Consider the following 16464-nt stretch of genomic DNA (forward strand, 5'->3'; position numbering starts at 1 on the left):
TTTACGGTGTGTGATCCTTGTCGAGGATCTTCACGATCCTCGGCATTACACTGAACACCAACAGTGCCAGCAGTGTGCTGAGCACGGCGGTTGACTCACGCCCCATACCGGCCGCCACCCCAATCGCGGCGGTCATCCACAACCCGGCGGCAGTGGTCAGGCCTTTTACATGGCCTTCGTCGCCCCCGGTGTTTTTAAGAATGGTGCCAGCGCCGAGAAATCCGATGCCGGCGATCACCCCTTGCACCACACGGCTCATGGCGTCCGCCTGCGAACCCGACATCTGCGGCACCAGCACAAACAGCGCAGCGCCCAGCGCCACCAGCATGTGTGTGCGCACCCCGGCAGCCTTGCCCTTGTGTTCACGTTCAAAACCGAGGATGCCGCCCAATATCGCCGCTATCAGCAGTCTTACGGTTATACGTGTCAGTTGTGCAGCGTCCCCGATGTCGGCGAATTCCGCCTGCAGGGTTACCCAGACTTCATGCCACCACGCATTCATCGTGCAATCCTTGTGATTGTTAGGTATCGACAGAAGCATGGACCGCGTCGACCATTAATCGGTTGCACAGAACGATAGCGGTGGAATGCGCCCTAACGAATTAGAACCCGTAGAAAAAAGGACATCACCATGACTGTGCGCATCGAACAACAGACCTGCTTTTTCACGACCGAAAATGGCGAAGAGATTCGTCTGTGCCCCGATGTCACCATCATTACCGACTCGGACAAAGCCATGTCGGCCGTGGAACTCAATGGCAAACGCCTCTACATCACCGAAGCAGAAGCCGACGCGTTAACCGTAGCAGGCGCGGTGGATGGGCGTAAGCATTTGAAGGCCACCGACAGTGATTCGGTCATTTGAATGACCCGCATCAACACACAGCGCGAGCGCCTGATATAGCCGTTCACGCCTTGCTTATGCAGGTGCTTCAAGTTGTCGCAGCCAGCGGATCAGCGCTCATCTGATCCGCTTTTTATTGCTGTACCTGAGTCTGTTATGCAATCAGATTGACGCTCATAGTGCCTCGGCCTGATGGAGGCTGATGAGCGAAAGACCATGAGCGATAGAATTCCCGTCCGAACCCTGGAACCCGCGGCATTCATAAAAAACGAGCCTTTGCTTGTCAGGAAAAAGGCCAAGTCCACCGATTCGATGATCCACACCCGCAGTTTTACCGGCCTGTTTCGCACCTTGCGACTGAGCGGTACGGGACTGCTGTTTTTGTTGTTTTTTGGTACGGTGTGGTTGAACTGGGGTGATCGCCAGGCAGTGCTGTGGGATCTTTCCGAAAGCAAATTCCACATCTTCGGCGCAACGTTTTGGCCGCAAGACTTCATCCTGCTGTCCGCGCTGCTGATCATTGCCGCATTCGGTCTGTTTGCGATCACCGTGTTCGCCGGCAGAGTGTGGTGCGGTTACACCTGCCCGCAGAGTTCCTGGACCTGGGTGTTCATGTGGTGCGAAAAGCTCACCGAAGGCGAGCGTAACCAGCGCATCAAACTGCAGGCAGCGCCATGGGGGCTCAACAAGTTGATGCGCCGCGCCGCCAAACACACCTTGTGGCTGGCCATCAGTTTGCTCACCGGCCTGACCTTTGTCGGCTACTTCACGCCGATCCGGCCACTGGCCGAAGAACTGCTGACCTTGCAAATGGCGGGCGTCAGTCTGTTTTGGGTGCTGTTTTTCACCGGCGCCACCTATATCAACGCCGGCTGGCTGCGTGAGGCGGTGTGCATGCACATGTGCCCGTATGCGCGGTTCCAGAGCGTGATGTTCGATAAAGACACCCTGACCATTTCGTACGACGTGGCACGTGGCGAAAACCGTGGGCCGCGTAAGCGTGAGGTCAAGCCTGCAGACGTGGGCCTGGGTGACTGCATCGACTGCCAGGTCTGCGTGCAGGTTTGCCCGACCGGCATCGACATCCGCGACGGTTTGCAGATGGAGTGCATCGGTTGCGCCGCGTGTATAGATGCCTGCGATTCGATCATGGACAAAATGGGCTATTCCCGTGGGCTGATCAGTTACACCTCGGAGCACGAATTGCAGGGTGGCAAGACGCGTTTGCTGCGGCCGCGATTGATTGGCTATACGGCGGTGCTGCTGGTGATGATCGGCGCCCTTGCTTTGGCGTTGGTCGAGCGGCCGATGGTCTCGCTGGACGTCAGCAAGGACCGCGGCCTGTTCCGTGAAAACAGCCTGGGCCAGATTGAAAACATCTACACCCTGAAAGTCATCAACAAGACCCAGCAACGTCAGGATTATCGTTTGACGTTGCTCGACGGCGATGGCTTCCAGTTGCAGGGCAGGACCGAGCTCAGTCTGGCCCCGGGCGAAATTGTCGATGTGCCGGTGTCGGTGGCGATGACTGCCGAAAAACCTGCCGGCAGTTCGCAAACGATTTATTTCAAAATCGTCGACAGCGATGAGCCTGACATTTACAGCGTGGCCAAGAGCCGGTTTGTTGCACCCATGAATCGTTGAGCCATTAAACTACCTGTGGTGAGGGAGCTTGCTCCCTCACCACAGGTAGTCCACACCGTTGACCCTAGGCACCTCGATGAAACGCTACGAAAAATTCGCCGACGACATCGCTGAACTGATCCGCTCCGGCGTCCTAGGCCCAGGCCAGCGCGTGCCTTCTGTGCGCTACGCCAGCCAGACTTACGGCGTCAGCCCGTCCACCGTGTTCCAGGCGTATTACCTGCTGGAGCGCCGTGGGCTGATTCGTGCACGGCCGCGTTCGGGCTACTTCGTCAACACCCATGCGCCCAGTCCGTTCTCGGAACCGGTGATCAGCAGCCAGGTCAACGAGTCCACCGAGGTCGACGTCAGCGAGTTGGTGTTCTCGGTGCTCGACTCGATCAAGGACCCCACCACCGTGCCCTTCGGCTCGGCGTTCCCCAGCCCCGGACTGTTTCCGCTGCAACGCCTGTCACGTTCGCTGGCCAGTGCCTCGCGTGAAATGGACCCGCGCATGGTCGTCACCGACATGTCGCCGGGCAACCCGCAACTGCGTCGACAAATTGCCCTGCGTTATATGGTCGGCGGCCTGATGCTGCCCATGGAAGAACTGCTGATTACCAACGGCGCGCTGGAAGCACTGAACCTGTGCTTGCAAGCGGTGACCGAGCCCGGCGATCTGGTCGCTATCGAGGCTCCGGCATTTTATGCCTGCCTGCAAATACTGGAACGGCTGAAGCTTAAAGCCGTGGAGATCCCGCTGCACCCACGCGACGGCATCGACCTTGGCGTGCTCGCGCAAACCCTGGAACGGCACCCGATCAAGGTGTGCTGGTGCATGACCAGTTTCCAGAACCCGATGGGCGCAACCATGCCCGAGGCCAAGAAACAGCAATTGGTGGAACTGTTGCGCAGCCATCAGGTGCCACTCATTGAGGACGATGTCTACGCCGAGTTGTATTACGGCCAGCAGGCCCCGAAACCGGCCAAGGCATTTGATACCGAAGGTCTGGTGATGCATTGCGGTTCGTTCGCCAAGAGCCTGGCCCCGGGTTATCGCATCGGTTGGGTGGCGGCCGGACGCTTTGCGCAGAAAATCGAGCGGCTGAAACTCATGACGTCGCTGTGCGCGTCAATGCCAGCGCAGGCCGCCATCGCCGATTATTTGCAGCACGGCGGCTACGACCGGCACCTGCGCAAATTGCGCTATGCACTGGAAGAACAACAAAGCGCAATGCTGGCCGCGATCGCCCGGTATTTTCCAGCGCAAACTCGCGTCAGTCAGCCAGCAGGCGGGTATTTCCTGTGGCTGGAGTTACCGCAGCAGATGGATTCGTTGAAGTTGTTTCAGATGGCGTTGGCACAAGGCATCAGCATCGCGCCGGGGCCGATTTTTTCGCCGACGCAACGCTTCAGGAATTGTATTCGGTTGAATTACGGCAGCCCTTGGGATGAGGCGTCGGAAAAAGCGATGGAGACGTTGGGGCGGATTGTGCGGTCGTTCTGACAGTCGTTTTAACTGTTCCGGCCTCATCGCGAGCAGGCTCGCTCCCACAAGGTTCGGTGGTGTCCATTACGAGTTCACAACCATCCAATGTGGGAGCGAGCCTGCTCGCGATGCGGTCTGCTCCCACAGGATTCGGTGGCGTTCACACAATACGAGTTCACAGCCATCCAATGTGGGAGCGAGCCTGCTCGCGATGCGGGTCGCTCCCACAAGATTCGGTGGTGTTCACACAATACGAGTTCACAGCCATCCAATGTGGGAGCGAGCCTGCTCGCGATGCGGTCTGCTCCCACAAGATTCGGCGGTGTTCACACAATACGAGTTCACAGCCATCCAATGTGGGAGCGAGCCTGCTCGCGAAGACGTCAGGTCACGCGATGCAGTTCCGGAGGCTTAACGCCCACCACCCAGGTCCACAAAGGTGCCGGTGGCATACGACGCCTTGTCCGACAGCAACCACACGATCGCTTCCGCCACTTCATCCGGCCGGCCGCCACGCGCCATCGGGATGCCTGACTCCAGTTTGCTGACGCGATCCGGGTCGCCGCTCAACGCATGGAAATCGGTGTAGATGTAACCGGGACGCACGGCGTTGACCCGAATACCCTCGCCGGCCACTTCCTTGGACAAACCGATGGTGAAGGTGTCGAGCGCACCTTTGGAAGCAGCGTAATCGACGTATTCGCTAGGGGAGCCCAAACGCGAGGCCACCGAAGACACGTTGACGATGCTGCCGCCCTGCCCGCCATGCTTTGGCGACATGCGCAGGATGGCGTGCTTGGCGCAAAGAATAGGCGCCAGGACGTTGGTTTTGAGAAGTTTGAGAATACGAAATTCGGACATTTCATCGACGCGGGACTTGTGCCCGACGGTACCGGCGTTGTTCACCAGCGCAGTGACCCGGCCCAGTTCGGTGTCTACGCGGTGGAACAGAGCGATGACCTCGTCTTCGATGCTGACGTCAGCGCGAACAGTAATGGCTTGCGCTCCCAACGCCCGAACTTGCTCGAGCACGCTCTGCGCAGCCTTTTCATCGGACTGGTAATTGATGCAGATCCGATACCCTTGCTCGGCGGCCAATAGCGCCGTGGCGGCACCGATGCCGCGGCTGCCGCCGGTGATGACGATGACTTTGTCCATGCAGGCTTTCCCCAATTCAAGCGTAAGCAGTCGGGGCCAAATATAACCGCCATCGCAGGCTTTTGCATGGGGTCAGATCAAACACACGCTTTTGTAGCGACAGCCAACTGCTCGCCACGGTGGATATCAATCATGAAACGGTCGGCCGGCAATGGATGCCCCAGCAAGTAACCCTGTAGAGAATTACAGCCCAGTTGTGTCAGGAACTCCTGCTGAACACCGGTCTCTACGCCTTCGGCGACAATTCGCAACCCCAATGCCTGGCCGAGCGCGACGATAGCGGACACGATGGCTGCGTCATCGCTGTCACGCTCCAGATCACGAACAAAACCACGGTCGATCTTCAGTTCATTGGCCGGGAGTCGCTTGAGATACATCAAGCTCGAATAACCCGTGCCAAAGTCATCGATAGACAAGTCAACGCCCATTTCCGACAACTCCTGCAGCACCGTCATGCTCGCATCGGCATCGCTCATGGCGGTGGTTTCGGTGATCTCAAGGGTCAGGCTGTTGGCCGGCAGATGGTGAGTGGCCAAGGCCTTGGCCACACTTTGGACCAGCCCCGCATGGCAGAACTGCAGCGCAGAAAGATTGACCGCAATACGCCAGTCGGTATAACCCAGCACATACCATTCGCGCATTTGCCGACACGCTTCATTCAGCACCCATTCGCCAATCGGAATGATCAGGCCGGTTTTCTCCGCCAGGTCGATAAATTTGTCTGGCAGCAATATGCCTTCGGTGGGGTGTTCCCAACGCAGCAACGCCTCGGCGCCGACGGGTCGGCCATTACTGGCGTTGAACTTGGGCTGGTAATAAAGGCTGAACTGCTGATGGTCGACGGCGTTGCGCAAGTCTTGCAACAGTTGCAACTGCTTGCGCGCATTACTGTTCATCGAAGCGTCAAAGAAGCTGTAGCCGTTTTTGCCCGCACCTTTGGCGTGGTACATCGCCGCGTCAGCGTTCATCAGCAATTCATGCGCGGTTTCGCCGTTACCGGGGTAAAGCGCGATGCCGACGCTGGCGGAAATCTGCAAGTCATGTTCCGCGACCCGGAACGAGCGTGCGATCAGGCCCACTTGACGCGCCGCGAGGTTCAGGGCGTCATTTTGTTCGACGAGTTGCACCAGTAATACAAACTCGTCGCCACCGATACGCGCCAACGTGTCATGACTGCGTAAATCCTCTCGCAGCCGCATGGCAACTTCTCGCAACAACAGGTCGCCCATGTGATGCCCGAACGCGTCGTTGACCGGTTTGAAGCCGTCCAGATCGATGAACATCAAGGCAAAACAACCACCCTGCGCTTTCACCACCAACATTGCCTGATCAATGCGATCAGCCAGCAATACCCGGTTCGGCAGGCCGGTCAAGGTGTCGTGCAAAGCGAGTTGCGTTAGCTCACGGTTGGCTTCTGTCAGCGACAGCGCAAGGCTCGCGGTGCGGGCCTCCATGCGTGCATCCAGAATCGAAGTCAGCAAGGCGATGCTCAACACCGCGAGCGTGGTGATCAGCACCACATTGTCCAGGCCCTTGCCACTCAGGCCGGAGGCCGCAGCGCCGCAGAAACTGCCATCGACGAAGCGTGCAGCGGCCATCCCCGTGTAATGCATGCCGACGATGGCGAAGCCCATGATGACCGCCGCGCCGCCTCGAATCAGGCCAACATAAGGCGTGTGCTGGCGCAGCCTGAAAGCAATCCACAAGGCCGCGCCAGACGCACCTACCGCGATCAACAACGAGGCGCTGAACAGGGTCGGGTCGTAATCAATGCCGGGTTGCATGTGCAGCGCAGCCATGCCGGTGTAGTGCATGGTGCTGATGCCGGCGCCCATGACCACCGCGCCCAACAGCAGTTGCCACGCCGGTAATCGGGGTTGGCTGACAAGCCAAAGGGCAAAACCGCAGGACAGAATCGCAATCAGCAGCGAAAGAATGGTAGTCGCAATGTCATAACCGAGATCAAACGGCAATTTGAACGCGAGCATGCCAATGAAATGCATCGACCAAACGCCAACACCCATGGCGAAACCACCGCCCGCCGTCCACAACTGAACCGCTCGGCCCTTGGCCGTGGCAATCCGTTCGGTAAGGTCGAGCGCTGTGTACGAGGCAAGGATTGCGACACACAGTGAAATGATAACCAACGTGGGTGAATAGCTACCGATAAGCATGTGACTTCCCGCGACTGCCCTGCGTACTGCTTCCATTCTCGTAGGGCAAATTGGGCGATTGTACTGATTCCGTAGATGAACGCACTTACAAAATAATCAAAACGCCACCAACTCTCGGAAACGGTTATTTGATGGCCGTTGCTTACTCGCTTTCGCGGGCATGCAATTCGCCATCCCAGCCACCACCCAGTGCGGCGATCAACTGCACGCTGGCAATCAAGCGGCTTTGCGTCAGGCTGAGAATACTGCGTTCATTGTTCAATGCCGTGGCCTGAACGACCACGACGTCGATGTAGGCAATCAATCCAGCCTTGTATTGATTCTGGGTCAGGCGCAACGAGTCGCGGGCCGCATCGAGCGCTTGTTGCCGTACGCCGTATTCGGTTTCCAGGACCTTGAGCTGAACCAGGTAATTTTCAACTTCGCGGAAGCCATCCAGTACGGTCTGGCGATACTTGGCGACGGTTTCATCGTAGGACGCCTCGCTGCGATCGACTTCCGCCGAGCGTTGCCCGCCATCAAACAACGTGGTTGCCAATTGGGGGCCTACCGACCAGAAACGGTTAGGCAGGCTGATCCAGTTGGCATAGGTACTGCTGCTATAACCACCGTTCAGGCTGAGCGTCAGGTCCGGGTAATACGCCGCTTTGGCGACGCCGATATTGGCGTTCGCCGCCATCACCGAGCGCTCGGCAGACGCAATGTCCGGGCGACGTTCCAGCAATTGCGAAGGCAAGTTCAGCGGCACCTCTGGCAACACCGGGATGTTCTTGGTTTCCGCCAGGCTGAATTCCGCGGGTGGTAGCCCGACCAGTACCGCAATTGCGTTTTCGAACTGGGCACGCTGCCAGATCAGGTCGACCATGTCGGCTTCGGTGCTCTTGAGCTGGGTCTGCGCCTGAGCCACCGCGTCCTTGCCCGAAACACCCGCACGATACTGGTTTTCGGTCATTTTCAATGAACGTTGATAGGCGTCGACAGTGGCTTCCAGCAAGCGCTTCTGCTCGTCGATGACCCGCAATTGCAGGTAGTTTTGCACCAGCTCCGATTGCTGGCTCAAGCGCATGGCGGCCAGGTCGGCAAAGCTTGCCTCGGCGTTGGCGGTATCGGCTTCGAGGCCACGGCGCAATTTGCCCCAGACATCGGCCTCCCAACTAACACCGGCCTGTGCACTGTAGGTGTCACGAATGCCGCTTGAAGAACTGCTCAAACTGGAACTGCTGCTGCCTGTGCCTTGGCTGGAGCGGTTTTTCCCGACGGTGAGGTCCACCGTGGGGAAAAACGCGCCACGCGCACTGCGGACCAAGGCTTGCGCCTGACGGTACTGGGCTTCGGACTGGGCCACAGTCTGGTTGGCGCTGTTGAGTTTCTCGACCAGGCCATTCAGTTGTTGATCGCCGTACAATTCCCACCACGCACCGCGTGCCAGCGAGTCGCCGGGATTGGCCTGACGCCACCCGGCCGCTTCCTTGTACTGCGCCGGCGCCGCCGTTTGCGGACGCTGGTAATCCGGGCCGACGGCACACGCACTGAGCATGGCCACGCACAGCGACAGGCTCAACAGTCGAGAACCACGGGCCATGAACACGGGTGCAGCCAGTTTGAAAAGCGAACGGTCAGTCATAGCGGAGTTTCCAGAGCAGCATCGGTACGCACTCCACGCCAGTGATTGAAGCGGTGGCGCAGCTTGTCGAGATAGAGGTAAACCACCGGGGTGGTGTAAAGGGTCAGCACCTGGCTGACGATAAGACCGCCGATGATGGTCAGGCCCAATGGCTGACGCATTTCAGCACCTTCGGCACGGCTCAGCAGCAGCGGCAACGCACCCAGGATCGCTGCCAGTGTCGTCATCAAAATCGGACGCAGGCGCTGCAGGCAAGCGCTGCGAATCGATTCCAGCGGGCTCATGCCCTGATGCCGTTCGAGTTGCAAGGCGAGGTCGATCATCAAAATCGCGTTTTTCTTCACCACGCCGATCAACAGGAACAACCCGAGCAACGATATCAGGCTGAACTCGCCGCCCAGCGCATAGATCGAGAGCAACGCACCGACGCCCGCCGATGGCAACGTGGACAGAATCGTCAGCGGATGAATGTAGCTTTCGTACAACACGCCCAGCACCAGGTACACCGCCACCAACGCGCCAAGAATCATCCACGGCTGGCTCTTTTGCGTCGCCGCAAAGGCATCGGCGGTACCGGCCATTTTGATGATCACGTCTTCCGGCATGCCAAGCTTGGCAATGGCCCGCTCAATGGCCGCAGTCCCCTGCTCCACCGTCACGCCTTCCGCCATGTCGAACGAAATACTTTCGGAGGCGAATTGGCCTTCATGGCTGACGCGATCGTCCTGCAGGCTGTTTTCGTAATGGGCAATGGTCGACAGCGGGATCCGCGCACCGTCGGCCGTGATCACCTGCACCTGCTTGAGGGTAATCGGGTCTTGTGCGTATTTCGGGTTGACCTCCATCACCACCTGATACTGGTTGAGGCTGTCGTAAATCGTCGAGATCTGCCGCTGGCTGTACGCGTTGTTGAGCACGGCGGTGACCATGTCCATGTCGACGCCCAGGCGTTTGGCCTGGTCGCGATCAACGATCAACGTCACTTGCTGCGCGCCGCGACCTTCACGTGCATCTATCGCTGTCAGCTCCGGCAAGGCCCGAAGTGCGGTGACGACTTTCGGGTACCACAGCCGCAACTCGCCCAGATCAGCACTTTGCAGGATGTACGAATATTGCGATGTGGTCTGTTCTCGACCGCCACCAAACTGCAGGTCCTGGTCGGCCATCAACATCAACTGCGCACCGGCGACTTTGGGCATTTCCTTGCGCAAGCGTTCGATGACTTTTTGCGCAGAGACACCTCGCTCCTTGATCGGCTTTAGGCGCACCAGCATGAAGGCGTTATTGGTGCCGTTGGTGCCCCCGATGAACCCGGCGACACTTTCGACCGCATCATCCTTGAGCACCGCACGCCGGAAGATTTCCATCTTCGGCTGCATCACACTGAAGGACAACCCATCGTCACCCCGCACAAATCCGATCAACTGGCCAGTGTCTTGCTGCGGCATAAATGTCTTAGGAACAACAACATACAGCGCAATGTTAACGCCGACTGTCACGATCAGGCTGAGCAACGTCAGCCGTCGATGACGCAGCACCCAATCGAGACTGGTGGCGTATTTGCCAACCATCCATTCATTGGCCCGGCGACTGCCGCGCTGCAAACGGTTTTCCTGGCCGGGCGTATGCGGCTTCAACCAACGCGCGCACAGCATTGGCGTCAGCGTCAGCGAAACCACCAGCGAAACCACGATGGAGGCCGCCAAGGTGATGGAAAACTCGCGAAACAGGCTCTCGATAATCCCGCCCATGAACAGGATGGACAAGAACACTGCCACCAGCGAGACGTTCATCGACAACAAGGTAAAACCCACTTCCTGCGCGCCAAGGTAAGCGGCTTTCATCGGCGGCACGCCCTCATCGATATGCCGGGAAATGTTCTCCAGCACCACGATGGCATCGTCCACCACCAGCCCGGTGGCCAGAATCAGCGCCATCAGCGACAGGTTGTTCAGCGAAAACCCATAGAGGTACATCACCGCAAACGTCCCGACCAGCGAGACCGGTACCGCAAGGGTTGGGATCAACGAGGCACGAAAGTTACCCAGAAACAGGAACACCACCAGAATCACCAGTGCAACGGCGATCAACAAGGTCATTTCCGCTTCATGCAGCGTTGCCTTGATCACCGGCGAGCGGTCCATGGCCAGGTTCAACTTGACGCTGGCCGGGAGCACCGCTTGCAGCGCGGGCAATTGCGCCTTGATCTCGTTGACTGTCTCGATGATGTTGGCGCCAGCCTGCCGGTTGATCACCAGCAGCACGGCCGCGTCATTGTTGAAGAAACCGCTGTTGTAGCGATCTTCGACGCTATCGCTGACCTTGGCCACATCCTTCAGGCGCAGCGCTGCACCGTCGGCGTAGTGAATGATCAGTGATTCGTAATCCTTGGCTTTTTCCAGTTGATCGTTGGCCTGGATCTGCCACAAACGCTGGTCATCCTCGACCGAGCCTTTCGGCCGGCGCACGTTGGCGTTGGCGATGGTGTTACGCACATCATCGAGCGCAACGCCGTACTGGTTGAGTGCCTGCGGCTCAAGTTCAATGCGCACCGCCGGCAATGAACTGCCGCCGATTTGCACTTCGCCCACGCCCTGCACCTGCGACAGGCTCTGCGACAGGATGGTCGAGGCCAAATCGTAGAGTTGGCCTTTTTCCAGCACGTCCGACGTCAGCGACAGCACCATGATCGGTGCCTGCGACGGGTTGACCTTCTTGTAGGTCGGCATGCTGCGCATACCGCTCGGCAGCAAGTTGCGCGAGGCATTGATCGCGGCCTGCACTTCACGCGCCGCGCCGTTGATATCGCGGTCAAGGTCGAACTGCAAAATGACCCGGGTCGAGCCTTGGCTGGAACGGCTGCTCATGGTGTTGACCCCGGCGATAGCGCCGAAGGAACGCTCCAGCGGTGTCGCTACGGTAGAGGCCATGACCTCGGGACTCGCACCGGCCAGGCTGGCCTGGACCACAATCACCGGGAAGTCCATTTGCGGCAGCGGCGACACCGGCAACAAACCGAAGCTCACGCCGCCCAGCAACATGATCGCCAGGCTCAGCAACATGGTCGCGACCGGGCGCTTGATGAAAGGTCCGGACAGGTTCATGGCTGCTCTACCACTTCCACGCGTTCAGTCTTGTGGCCCCAACGCCGGCCGAGGCGGTCGAAATACAGGTAGATCACCGGCGTGGTGAACAACGTCAGCACCTGACTCACCAACAGCCCGCCGACCATTACCAGGCCCAGTGGCTGACGCAACTCGGCGCCAGAACCCGTGGCCAGCATCAATGGCACGGCACCAAACAAGGCTGCGAGTGTGGTCATCAGGATCGGCCGGAACCGCAGCAACGCGGCTTGATAGATCGCCGTTTCGGGGTCCATGCCCTGATTGCGCTCAGCGTCGAGTGCGAAGTCGATCATCATGATCGCGTTCTTCTTGACGATGCCGATAAGCAAAATGATGCCGATGATCGCAATCATCCCCAGGTCATTGCCGCTCAGCAGCAGCGCCAGCAAGGCGCCGACCGCGGCCGAGGGCAATGTCGAGAGAATGGTGATGGGGTGAATGTAGCTCTCATAGAGCACGCCGAGCACGATGTACATGGTGACCACTGCCGCCAGAATCAGCAGCAAGGTGCTCGACAACGATGCCTGAAAGGCTTCGGCTGCGCCCTGGAACTGGGTTTGCACGCCAATCGGCATACCGATGTCTTTCTGCACCTGATCGATAATGTCTACCGCATGCCCCAGTGCCACACCGGGCGCCAGGTTGAACGACATCATTACCGCCGGGAACTGGCCGATATGGGTAATCGCCAGTTGTGCCTGGCGCTGCTCGACATGCGCCAGGCTGGACAGGCGTACTTGCCCGCCATCGGTGGTCTTGACGTGAATCTGGTTCAGCGCATCCGGGCCGATCTTCTCGCCGGACTGAGACTGCAGCACCACTCGATACTGGCTGGCCTGCGTGTAAATGGTCGAAATCTGCCGCTGACCAAAGGCGTCGTACAGCGCATCGGTAATGTTCGATACCGACACACCCACGCGTGATGCCGCATCGCGGTCGATCACCAGGAACACTTGCAAACCCTTGTCTTGCAGGTCACTGGCAACATCGGTCAGCTCCGGCCGTTGGGCCAGGGCCTCAACCAGCCGCCCGCTCCACAGGCTGAGCAATTGCGAATCCGGCGATGACATGCTGAATTGGTACTGCGTGCGGCTGACACGGTCTTCGATGGTCAAGTCTTGCACCGGCTGCATGAACAACCGAATGCCGATCAACTTGTCGACTTCCGGTTGCAGACGGGCAATCACCTTGGTGGCACTGAGGTCGCGATCATTGTGGGGCTTGAGGTTGATCAGCATCCGGCCACTGTTGAGCGTCGCGTTATCACCGTCCACGCCGATGTAGGACGAAAGGCTTTCGACAGCAGGGTCTTGCAGGACGATTTTCGCCAGGGCTTGCTGACGTTCACTCATCGCGGCGAAGGAAATAGACTGCGGAGCTTCGGAAATGCCCTGGATGACCCCGGTGTCCTGCACCGGAAAGAAGCCCTTGGGCACGACCATGTAAAGGAACACCGTGAGCGCCAAGGTGCCGATGGCAACCATCAAGGTCAGCGGCTGATGCTTGAGCACCCACTGCAATTTGCGCCCGTAAGCGGCAATCATCCAGTCGATGGTGGCGCCACTCGCCCGGTAGAAACGGCCCTGCTCTTCTTCCTTGGGCTCACGTTTGAGCAAGCGTGCGCACATCATCGGCGTCAGCGTGAGAGACACCACCAGCGAAATCAGGATCGCCACCGCCAATGTGATAGCGAATTCGCGGAACAAACGCCCCACCACGTCGGCCATGAACAGCAGTGGGATCAGCACCGCAATCAGCGACAGCGTCAGGGAAATAAGGGTAAAGCCAATCTGCTTGGCGCCCTTGAGCGCCGCATTCAGCGGTGTTTCGCCCTCTTCGATGTAACGCGATATGTTCTCCAGCATCACGATGGCATCGTCCACCACAAAACCGGTGGCGATGGTCAGGGCCATCAAGGTCAGGTTGTTCACCGAGAACCCGGCCAGGTACATCACGCCGAAGGTGCCGATCAGCGACAGGGGCACGGCGACCGATGGAATGATGGTGGCGCTGGCACGCCGCAGAAACAGGAACGTCACCATCACCACCAGGGCAATAGCGATCAGTAATTCATGTTGCACGTCGGTGACCGAGGCGCGGATGGTTTGTGTGCGATCGGTCAGCACGGTGACGTCGAGGCCGGCCGGCAGGTTATCGGTGATACTCGGCAGCAAGGCCTTGATGCGGTCGACCACCTCAATCACGTTGGCGCCGGGCTGACGCTGGATGTTCAGCAGCACCGCCTGATTTTCATTGGCCCAGGCTGCCAGACGCTCGTTCTCGGCGCCGTCGACGATTTCTGCCACATCCTTGAGCCGCAACGGCGCGCCATTGGCGTAGGCCAGGATGAGGTTGGCGTAATCCTTGGGTGACGTCAGCTGATCGTTGGCGTCGAGCATCGACACCCGGGTCGGGCCGTCGAAGTTGCCCTTCGGCTGGTTGACGTTGGAGGCGCCGACCAATGTGCGTACATCCGACAGGTTCAGGCCGTTGGCTGCGAGTGCCTCCGGGTTGACCTTGATGCGCACCGCCTGACGCTGGCCACCGGCAATGCTGACCATGCCGACGCCGCTGATCTGGGCGATTTTCTGCGCCATGCGCGTATCGACCAGGTCATTGAGTTTGGGCAAGAGCATGGTCTTGGAGGTGATCGCGAGCGTCAGCACCGGGGTATCGGCAGGGTTGACCTTGTTGTACACGGGCGGCGCCGGCAGGTCTTTGGGCAGCAAATTGGTCGCGGCGTTGATCGCGGCTTGTACCTGTTGCTCGGCAACGTCCATGTTGATATCGAGGCTGAAACGCAGGGTCAGCACCGATGCTCCGCCGGAACTGGTGGAGGCCATTTGCGTCAGGCCGGGCATTTGCCCGAATTGACGTTCCAGTGGCGCGGTAACAGCGCTGGTCATCACATCCGGGCTCGCGCCGGGGTACAGCGTCATGACGCGGATGGTCGGATAATCCACCTGCGGCAATGCCGACACCGGCAGCAAGCGGTAGGCGATGATGCCGGCCAATACAATGGCCAGCATGCTCAGGGTCGTGGCGACCGGGCGAAGGATGAACAGCCGCGAGATGTTCATGCGCCGCCCTTTTTCGCCTTGTCGGTAGCCGACGCGTCAGGTGCAGCAGCGGCCGACTTGCCTTGCAGGTGTTCGGTCGGCGTGGTTGGCACGTCGTTGCTGTCGTTGACCACCTCTACGTCGCTGCCCTCTTTCAAGCGGTCGGTGCCTTCCAGCACCACGCGATCACCCGCGGCCAGGCCTTCAGTGATAACGGTGTTTGTGCCGTCGCTGGCGCCGACTTTCAACTGAACAATCTTGACCTTTTTGTCGCCGTCCAGTGCGTAGACAAATGTGCCATTGTTGCCGAACTGAATGGCCGCCGAAGGCGCGAGCACAACGCCTTTCAAGGTGTCGGCCAGCAAGTGCACGTTGACGAACTGATTGGGAAATAGCGACTGGTCGCGGTTGTCGTAGCGAGCCTTGAATTTCAGGGTGCCGGTGGTGACGTCAATCTGGTTATCCAGGCTCTGCAACACGCCGTTGGCCTGCAACTTGGTGTCGCCGCGATCCCAGGCTTCGGCGGGCAATTTGGCACCCGAGTGATAACGCGACAGCACCGTGTCGAGGGTGTTTTCGGGCAGGGTGAACACAACGCTGATCGGTTGGGTCTGGGTGATGATCGCCAGCGCCGTGGTGTCGTTGGCAGCCACCAGGTTGCCGACGTCCAGTTGGCGCAAGCCGACACGGCCGCCGATTGGCGCACGGATCTTGGTGAACTCAAGGTTGAGCTTGGCGTCGTTGACCGCTGCCTGGTTGGTCTTGACCGTGCCCAGGTACTGGCCGACCAGCGCTTCGGCGGTGTCCAGGGTTTGCTTGGCAATGCTGTCTTCACGGTACAGGCCACGATAACGCTCGACATCGACCTGGGCGTTTTTCAGTTGGGCCTGATTCTGCAGTAACGTGCCTTCAGCCTGGAGCAAGGCATTCTGATAAGGGCGCGGGTCGATTTCCGCCAGCAGGTCACCGGCCTTGACCATTTGCCCTTCTTCGAAGGAAATCTTCATCAACTCGCCACCGACGCGGCTGCGCACATTGATGGTATTGAGCGCGGTAACGGTGCCCAGCGCCTTGTAATACAACGGGAAATCACCCTTGACCGCAGGTGCCACGCGGACCGGAATCGGCCCGGTCGACCCACCAAAACCTGGGCGCATGCCTCCGGCCTTGCCAGTGTGCCCGGCGGTGGCTTTCGGTGCTGCACCCTCTTTATGGGCACTGCCTGCTGGCCAGAATTTCCAGCACAGGAAAGCGATCACCAACAGGACAAGCAGGCCGAAAAGCCAGCGACGGGGATGACGGGAAGCGGAGGATTGCATTGAGTGATCAACCATGGGCGCGGGGGCTTCTTTTACGGGAGGCTGAACG

Annotated in this window: 10 protein-coding genes; 3 read left to right on the forward strand and 7 right to left on the reverse strand. The window is 59.0% G+C overall.

The features are described 5' to 3' along the window. Position 1: 1 nt before the first annotated feature. A complete protein-coding gene (locus ACQR3R_RS08045) occupies positions 2-502 on the reverse strand; it encodes an MgtC/SapB family protein (protein ID WP_428271471.1) in 501 nt (166 codons plus the stop codon). A 129-nt stretch (positions 503-631) separates the two neighbouring features. Between ACQR3R_RS08045 and ACQR3R_RS08050 the strand changes: the two genes are divergently transcribed. The 3 genes from ACQR3R_RS08050 (at position 632) to mapR (ending at position 3974) form a co-directional block, all read left to right on the forward strand. Next, positions 632-865 (forward strand): DUF3203 family protein, encoded by a 234-nt coding sequence (locus tag ACQR3R_RS08050; protein WP_428271472.1) that lies wholly within the window; start codon positions 632-634, stop codon positions 863-865. Positions 866-1060: 195 nt separating this feature from the next. Next, entirely contained in the window at positions 1061-2488 is a 1428-nt protein-coding gene (gene ccoG / locus ACQR3R_RS08055) for a cytochrome c oxidase accessory protein CcoG (RefSeq protein ID WP_428271473.1), read from the forward strand. Between the two features lie 76 nt (positions 2489-2564). Further along, positions 2565-3974, forward strand: a complete 1410-nt coding sequence (gene mapR / locus ACQR3R_RS08060; RefSeq protein ID WP_428271474.1) for a GntR family transcriptional regulator MpaR — start codon at positions 2565-2567, stop codon at positions 3972-3974. A 393-nt stretch (positions 3975-4367) separates the two neighbouring features. Here the strand turns inward: mapR and ACQR3R_RS08065 are convergent, their stop codons facing one another. The 6 genes from ACQR3R_RS08065 to ACQR3R_RS08090 all read right to left on the reverse strand — a co-directional run bounded on the left by ACQR3R_RS08065 (position 4368) and on the right by ACQR3R_RS08090 (position 16415). Then, the gene (locus ACQR3R_RS08065) at positions 4368-5114 is read right to left on the reverse strand and encodes an SDR family oxidoreductase (RefSeq protein ID WP_428271475.1); all 747 of its coding nucleotides are present in this window, start codon (positions 5112-5114) and stop codon (positions 4368-4370) included. 77 nt (positions 5115-5191) lie between these two features. Next, positions 5192-7288, reverse strand: a complete 2097-nt coding sequence (locus tag ACQR3R_RS08070; RefSeq protein WP_428271476.1) for an EAL domain-containing protein — start codon at positions 7286-7288, stop codon at positions 5192-5194. A 142-nt stretch (positions 7289-7430) separates the two neighbouring features. Then, a complete protein-coding gene (locus ACQR3R_RS08075) occupies positions 7431-8912 on the reverse strand; it encodes an efflux transporter outer membrane subunit (RefSeq protein ID WP_428271477.1) in 1482 nt (493 codons plus the stop codon). Further along, entirely contained in the window at positions 8909-12016 is a 3108-nt protein-coding gene (locus ACQR3R_RS08080; RefSeq protein ID WP_428271478.1) for an efflux RND transporter permease subunit, read from the reverse strand. Before ACQR3R_RS08080 ends, ACQR3R_RS08075 begins: the two co-directional genes overlap by 4 nt. Beyond that, positions 12013-15117, reverse strand: coding sequence for an MdtB/MuxB family multidrug efflux RND transporter permease subunit (locus ACQR3R_RS08085; protein ID WP_428271479.1), 3105 nt, complete (start codon positions 15115-15117; stop codon positions 12013-12015). Before ACQR3R_RS08085 ends, ACQR3R_RS08080 begins: the two co-directional genes overlap by 4 nt. Further along, the gene (locus tag ACQR3R_RS08090; protein ID WP_428271480.1) at positions 15114-16415 is read right to left on the reverse strand and encodes an MdtA/MuxA family multidrug efflux RND transporter periplasmic adaptor subunit; all 1302 of its coding nucleotides are present in this window, start codon (positions 16413-16415) and stop codon (positions 15114-15116) included. Before ACQR3R_RS08090 ends, ACQR3R_RS08085 begins: the two co-directional genes overlap by 4 nt. Between the last annotated feature and the right edge of the window lie 49 nt (positions 16416-16464).

The sequence above is a fragment of the Gordonia sp. IEGM753 genome, from assembly GCF_050321825.1.
Lineage (GTDB): Bacteria > Pseudomonadota > Gammaproteobacteria > Pseudomonadales > Pseudomonadaceae > Aquipseudomonas.

Coding starts and splice junctions, on each gene's coding strand:
- ACQR3R_RS08045 (WP_428271471.1), bottom strand. CDS start 502: ATGAATGCGTGGTGGCATGAAGTCTGGGTAACCCTGCAGGCGGAATTC.
- ACQR3R_RS08050 (WP_428271472.1), top strand. CDS start 632: ATGACTGTGCGCATCGAACAACAGACCTGCTTTTTCACGACCGAAAAT.
- ccoG (WP_428271473.1), top strand. CDS start 1,061: ATGAGCGATAGAATTCCCGTCCGAACCCTGGAACCCGCGGCATTCATA.
- mapR (WP_428271474.1), top strand. CDS start 2,565: ATGAAACGCTACGAAAAATTCGCCGACGACATCGCTGAACTGATCCGC.
- ACQR3R_RS08065 (WP_428271475.1), bottom strand. CDS start 5,114: ATGGACAAAGTCATCGTCATCACCGGCGGCAGCCGCGGCATCGGTGCC.
- ACQR3R_RS08070 (WP_428271476.1), bottom strand. CDS start 7,288: ATGCTTATCGGTAGCTATTCACCCACGTTGGTTATCATTTCACTGTGT.
- ACQR3R_RS08075 (WP_428271477.1), bottom strand. CDS start 8,912: ATGACTGACCGTTCGCTTTTCAAACTGGCTGCACCCGTGTTCATGGCC.
- ACQR3R_RS08080 (WP_428271478.1), bottom strand. CDS start 12,016: ATGAACCTGTCCGGACCTTTCATCAAGCGCCCGGTCGCGACCATGTTG.
- ACQR3R_RS08085 (WP_428271479.1), bottom strand. CDS start 15,117: ATGAACATCTCGCGGCTGTTCATCCTTCGCCCGGTCGCCACGACCCTG.
- ACQR3R_RS08090 (WP_428271480.1), bottom strand. CDS start 16,415: ATGCAATCCTCCGCTTCCCGTCATCCCCGTCGCTGGCTTTTCGGCCTG.